The sequence below is a fragment of the Cyanobium sp. N5-Cardenillas genome, from assembly GCF_024345515.1.
Classification (GTDB): Bacteria; Cyanobacteriota; Cyanobacteriia; order PCC-6307; family Cyanobiaceae; genus Cyanobium.
Genome location: NZ_JAGQBG010000203.1, coordinates 1 through 5,478, shown reverse-complemented (window position 1 = coordinate 5,478; position 5,478 = coordinate 1). Strand labels below are relative to the sequence as shown.

The following is a 5,478-nucleotide window of genomic DNA, read 5'->3' as shown; positions in this document are numbered from 1 at the left end:
AGCAGCTGCTGCGCACCGCCGAACAGGCCAGGGTGCCCCTGGCGGTGCGGGATGAGCGGCGCGACGACGCCATGGCCGGGTTGGTCACCAATGGCCTGCTGGTGGTGCTGCTGATCGCTGGCCTGGTGCTGCTGGTGCGGCGCTCCGCCCAGGTGGCCAACAAGGCGATGGGTTTCGGCCGCAGCCAGCCCCGGCTCCAGGAGGAAGGGGCGATCACGACGCGCTTCGAGGACGTGGCCGGCATCGCCGAGGCCAAGGAGGAGCTGCAGGAGGTGGTGACCTTCCTGAAGACCCCGGAACGGTTCACCTCCATCGGCGCCCGCATCCCCAAGGGCGTGCTGCTGGTCGGCCCCCCCGGCACCGGCAAGACCCTGTTGGCCCGGGCCATCGCCGGTGAAGCCGGTGTGCCCTTCTTCTCCATGGCCGCCACCGAGTTCGTGGAGATGTTCGTGGGCGTGGGGGCCAGCCGGGTGCGGGATCTGTTCCGGCAGGCGAAGGCCAAGGCGCCGTGCATCATTTTCATTGACGAGATCGATGCCGTGGGACGCCAGCGGGGTGCCGGGATCGGCGGCGGCAACGACGAACGGGAGCAGACCCTCAACCAGCTGCTGACCGAAATGGACGGCTTCGAGGACAACTCGGGCGTGATCCTGCTGGCCGCCACCAACCGTCTGGATGTGCTGGACACGGCCCTGCTGCGGCCGGGCCGCTTCGATCGCCGCATCAGCGTCGATCTGCCGGACCGCGCCGGGCGCGAGGAGATCCTCTCGGTCCATGCCCGCACCAGGCCCCTGGCCGAGCAGGTGTCGATGGCCGACTGGGCGCGCCGCACCCCAGGTTTTTCCGGTGCCGACCTGGCCAACCTGCTCAACGAGGCGGCCATCCTCACCGCCCGGCGCCAGGAAAGCCAGGTGGATGACCAGGCCATCGGTGACGCGCTCGAACGCATCACCATGGGGCTGGCCGCCGCCCCGCTGCAGGACAGCGCCAAGAAGCGGTTGATCGCGTACCACGAGATCGGCCACGCCCTGCTGACCACCCTGGTGCCCCATGCCGACAAGCTCGACAAGGTGACCCTGCTGCCCAGGGCCGGCGGCGTCGGCGGATTCGCCCGCACCATGCCCGATGAGGACATCCTCGATTCCGGGCTGATCAGCAAGGCCTACCTGCGGGCCCGTCTCGTTGTGGCCCTCGGCGGCCGGGCCGCCGAACTGGTGGTGTTCGGGCCCAGCGAGGTGACCCAGGGGGCCAGCAGCGATCTGCAGCTGGTGCGGCGCATCTGCCGCGACATGGTGATGCGCTACGGCTTCTCCAGCCTCGGCAGCTTCGCCCTTGAGGAGGAGGGGGAGGAGGTGTTCCTTGGCCGCGACTGGATCCGCTCCAGCCCCCACACCTCCGTGCGCACCGGCAACCGCATCGACGCGCAGGTGCGCCAGCTCGCCTGCGAGGCGCTGGAGCGCGCCGTGGCGGTGCTGGCCCCCCGCCGCGAGCTGATCGATGAGCTGGTCAATCGGCTGATCGAGCTGGAAACCATCGACGGCGACAGCTTCCGCGCCCTGGTGGAGGCTTATGAAACGTCTGGCGGATCAGCCCTCGCCGCCCAGCCCGGAGGCAAAGCGGATGTCGAGGCTGCGCAGGTGGGTGTGTAGGCCGGCGTCCTGACTCGGCAGCAGCCGGGCCATCCGGCCGCTTTCGTTGCCATGGGAATGCCAGTGGCCGGGCGGCGTGATGAAGGCGCCCCCCGGCTCCCACTCGATGCGGGTGGGATTGAGGATGGTGCCGTCGGCGCGGAGCTCGGTGCCCACCAGGCTGTAGCAGCCGGGGTCGCAGTCGATGATCAGGTCGAGGGCCACCGACTGGTGCCGGTGGGGCGGCTGGACGGCACCATCGGGCACCACCCCGAGCATGGCCCAGAGGGTGTGGCTCACGGTGCGGGAGGCGGGCAGAGCGGCGTGGGCCAGCAGGATGCTCAGCCGGTTGGAACGGGCGGCACTGGGGTCGGCCAGCAGCTGCTGCAGGGCCTGCTCCTGGCGGGCGGCCGGGAAGTGGACGGCCGAGAAGCGGGGGCCGGCGGGCAGCACCCCCAGGTAGCGCAGCAGGGGGGCATCATGCACCCAGTACAGAACGCTCTCCTCGGTGGCATGCAGCAGGGGATCGGCGCCTGCGGGCAGCACGAACAGATCGCCCCGGGACCAGCTCAGGCTCAGCGGGGCGCCGAGGGCGTCCGCCGGACGCTCCAGGGTGCCGGCGCCGCGCAGCACATAAAACAGGGAGCTGGTGGCGGCGGCCGCCGCCTTGAGACCCTCACCGGGCAGCAGGCGCAGGAAATGGGCCGCCAGGCCAGGGCTGGTGGCGGGCCCCTCACAACCGAGGGCGGTGCTCAGATCAAGGGGCAGCACTGCGGTCGGTCCGTGGCCATGGAGCTCGGCGCCCCACTGGTGGTAGCGGATCGGCTCTGTGAGGCCTGGCCGCACCGGGTTGGCGGCCTGGCGGTAGTCGTAATAGAGCCCGGCCGACTGCCAATCGTGGGGGGCGCTGCCGCTTCCAACCGGAACCGTGGGGCTGGCGGCCTGGATCGGTTCCATGGGAATGGGGCGTAAAGGTACAAAAGTTTATGGAATCCTGAACGCTGCTGACTGGCTCATCGGAGCCATGTCTTTCCTTGCGTGCCCGCCGGCGACCTCAGCCGCCGGCGACGGCCGGCACGATGCTCACTTCGTCGCCATCGCTGAGCAGCGTGGCCTGGTTGTCCAGGAAGCGGATGTCCTCACTGTTCACGTAGAGGTTGAGGAAGCGGCGCAGCTTGCCGTTTTCGTCACACAGCCGGGCCTGGATGCCGGGGTAGCGGGCTTCGAGGGCCTGGAGCAGGCCATCAATGCTGGCGGCGTCGAGGCTGACGCTGGCCTCGTCGTTGGTGAATTTCTGCAGGGGGGTGGGGATCAGAACCTGGATGGCCATGGAATGCGTCTGTGGGGCAGCGAAGGAAAGGGATCGGGCGACTTCAGGCCGGCGCGGCCGAGCTCCCATGGGAGGCCTGGGAGCGCTCCCAGGCTTCGTGGAAGCTGGCGAGCTGGGGCTCGATGGTGTACGGGGCGCCGATGGAGGAGGCGATCGCTTCGGTGGTCTTGAGGCCGTTGCCGGTGATGTAGGCGACGGTGGTTTCCGAGGGGTCGATCTTGCCCTGTTCCACCAGCTTCTTGAGCACGGCGATGGTGGTGCCCCCGGCGGTTTCTGTGAACACCCCCTCCATCTCCGCCAGCAGCTTGATGCCGTCGATGATCTCCGCATCGGTGACCGCCGCGATGGTGCCGCCGGTGCGGTTGGCGATGTCGATGGCGTAGGGGCCGTCGGCGGGATTGCCGATGGCGATCGACTTGGCGATGGTGTTGGGCTTCACCGGGGTGATGAAATCGCGCCCGGCGGCGAACGCCTGGGCGATGGGCGAGCAGCCTTCGGCCTGGGCACCGCTGAAGCGCACGGGCTTCTCCTCGACCAGACCCACCTTGATGAATTCGTCGAAGCCCTTGCGGATCTTGGTGAACAGGGAGCCGGAGGCCAGGGGGGCGACGATGTGGTCGGGAAGCTTCCAGCCGAGTTGCTCGATCACCTCGTAGCCGAGGGTCTTGGAGCCCTCGGAGTAATAAGGGCGCAGGTTGATGTTGACGAAGCCCCAGCCGTAGGTGTTGGCCACCTCGGAGCAGAGTCGGTTGACCTGGTCGTAGTTGCCCTTCACCGCCATCAGGGTGGGGTTGTAAACGAGGGTGCCCAGCACCTTGCCCAGCTCGAGATCACTGGGGATGAAGACGCAGCACTCCAAGCCGGCGTGGGCGGCGATGGCGGCGGTGGAGTTGGCCAGGTTGCCGGTGGAGGCGCAGCTGACGGTGGTGAAGCCCAGTTCACGGGCGCGGGTGAGGGCCACCGAGACGACACGGTCCTTGAAGGACAGCGTCGGCATGTTGACGCCATCGTTCTTGATGTAGAGCGAGGACAGGCCGAGACGCCGGGCCAGACGGTCGGCCTTGAGCAGGGGGGTGAAGCCGGTGCCCACGTCGATGGGATCGCCTTCGACGGGCAGGAATTCGCGGTAGCGCCAGATGGAGGTGGGGCCGGCCTCGATGGTGGCGCGACTGACCCGGCTGCGGATGGCGTCGTAGTCGTAGACCACCTCGAGCGGGCCGAAGCAGACGTCTTCGCAGACGTGACGCGCTCCAGCCTCGTAGGGATGACCGCATTCCTTGCAGCGCAGGCCCGTGAAGGTGGAGCGGGAAAGGGTGGCGGTCAAGTCGGTCCCGGTCACTGGAGGCAACGCTAACAGTGGCGGCCAGTGCCTGTCCCTAAAGCCGACCTCCGGATTCGGGTATGAAGTCGCCGCCCGGATCCGGCCGTCGCAGCACCGCCTCTCGCTGGCTCCCGCTGGCTGGGGCCGGCACCTTGTCGCCCGCGGGGTTCTGCCTACGCTCCGCTTGTGCCCGATCCTTCCCACCAGCCGGCCCGCGTGGGGCCACGCCTTGCCGCCGGCCTCGCCATCGCCTTCGGGCTGCTGCTGGCCCTGTGGGCCGCGGCCCGCCTGGGCATCGAATGGCTCTGGTTCGCCCAGTTCGACTTCCAGGGCATCCTCGTGCGGCGCTGGATGCTGCAGATCTCAGCCTTCGCGTTGGTCTTCGGCCTCGGCTCAGTGCTGCAGCTGGCCCAGCTGGAGCGCTGCTGGCGCCTGCGGGAGCAGGGCCCCGAGGCTCCCAGGCCCAGCGAGCCGCTGCTGCGGCTGGGGAACGGCGCCCTGGTGGTGGTGCTGATCGCTCTGGTGCTGCTGCTGGCCGGTGGCCTGACCTACCTGATGGTGCAGGCCAGGGGACTGATCGCCAACCCCTTCAACGGCGATGTGATCACCGGCTTCTCGGTGCTCCGGGATCTGCCGCCCCTGCTGGTGGCAGGTCTGGCGGGGGGCCTGCTGCTGCCGCTCCTCCTCTGGCCCCTCACCACCCTGCGCATCACCCTGGCGGCCGCCCTGGCGGGCTCGGCCACGGCGGTGGCGCGGGGCTGGAGCCTGTGGCTGCCGGCCCTGCTGGCCACGCCCTTCGGCGAGGGGGATCCGTTGACCGGTTTCGATCTGTCCTTCACCGTGCTGCGCCTGCCGGCTCTACGGCTGGTCCTGAGCGTGATCCTCGCCCAGGGTCTGGTGGGACTGGCGGCCTGCCTGTTGCTCACCATCGGCAAGGGCCGCAGCCTGAGTGATCTGCGTTTCGACGGCCTCAGCAAGGCGCAGCAGCGGGTGCTGCAGCCCCAGGTGGCAGCCCTTGCCGTCGTGATGGCCCTCAGCAACGCCCTGGCGCCCTTCGATCTGATGGTGCAGGGCAGCGGCGTGGCCTCGGGGGCGGGCTACGTGGATCTGCACGTGCGCCTGCCGCTGCGGCTGCTGTTCGCGGTGCTGCTGCTGCTGACGGCGTTTGCCCTGCTGGTGCCCCTGCCGCGGGGCTGGCT

The 5,478-nt window shown here is 69.2% G+C and carries 5 protein-coding genes; 2 read left to right on the top strand and 3 right to left on the bottom strand.

Translation table 11 applies throughout. The annotated features are described in order from the left end of the window. Positions 1-1,649, top strand: a 1,649-nt coding sequence (gene ftsH, locus KBZ04_RS13910; RefSeq protein WP_254992499.1) for an ATP-dependent zinc metalloprotease FtsH, incomplete at its 5' end; no start/stop codon positions are given. On the opposite strand, the gene KBZ04_RS13905 is transcribed toward ftsH, so the two are convergent. From KBZ04_RS13905 to thrC, 3 genes are all read right to left on the bottom strand, one after another. Continuing rightward, complete coding sequence (locus KBZ04_RS13905) at positions 1,587-2,585, bottom strand: cupin (RefSeq protein ID WP_254992498.1); 999 nt, start codon at positions 2,583-2,585, stop codon at positions 1,587-1,589. The two genes, ftsH and KBZ04_RS13905, sit on opposite strands and share 63 nt — an antisense overlap. Positions 2,586-2,682: 97 nt before the next feature. Then, the gene (locus tag KBZ04_RS13900) at positions 2,683-2,958 is read right to left on the bottom strand and encodes a MoaD/ThiS family protein (protein ID WP_254992497.1); all 276 of its coding nucleotides are present in this window, start codon (positions 2,956-2,958) and stop codon (positions 2,683-2,685) included. A gap of 43 nt (positions 2,959-3,001) precedes the next feature. Next, complete coding sequence (thrC, locus tag KBZ04_RS13895; RefSeq protein WP_254992496.1) at positions 3,002-4,282, bottom strand: threonine synthase; 1,281 nt, start codon at positions 4,280-4,282, stop codon at positions 3,002-3,004. Positions 4,283-4,465: 183 nt separating this feature from the next. On the opposite strand from thrC, the gene KBZ04_RS13890 reads away from it, so the two are divergent. Then, a partial coding sequence (locus tag KBZ04_RS13890) for a UPF0182 family protein (protein ID WP_254992495.1) occupies positions 4,466-5,478 on the top strand: 1,013 nt, incomplete at its 3' end.

What these genes read in the sequence shown, in the direction of transcription:
- KBZ04_RS13900 (WP_254992497.1), bottom strand. Translation starts at nt 2,958, where the DNA reads ATGGCCATCCAGGTTCTGATCCCCACCCCCCTGCAGAAATTCACCAAC.
- KBZ04_RS13905 (WP_254992498.1), bottom strand. Translation starts at nt 2,585, where the DNA reads ATGGAACCGATCCAGGCCGCCAGCCCCACGGTTCCGGTTGGAAGCGGC.